Raw genomic sequence first — 359 nt, forward strand, 5'->3', positions numbered from 1 at the left:
GCAATACCAATAATAAAATCTTTTGTCGCTAGCTCACCTATCATCCCCATATAGAAAATGATAACCTCAACACCTTCACGCAACACAGATATTAAACCAATCGTCGCTAACAATACCAAATTACCATTACTAATCGCATTGGCATACATATTTTTAATCATATCATTCCAGCGTTTCGCATTTGAACGTTTGTGCATCCAAACACCAACGATAAACATTAATATGACCGCAACGATACCTAATCCCGCTTCCATACTTTCACGAAGAATGCCACTATTCCCTAAAGTTTCTACAAACGTAATTGCTAAGATAATACTCAGTACAAGTCCGGCAATTGCACCACCAATCACACTTGCAGT

General features: G+C 37.9%; 1 protein-coding gene. It reads right to left on the reverse strand.

The features are described 5' to 3' along the window. Nucleotides 1–359: FTR1 family protein (locus tag IDG60_RS03130; protein WP_206160487.1), on the reverse strand; the 359-nt coding region annotated here is incomplete at both ends.

Source organism: Staphylococcus sp. EG-SA-2, assembly GCF_017152085.1.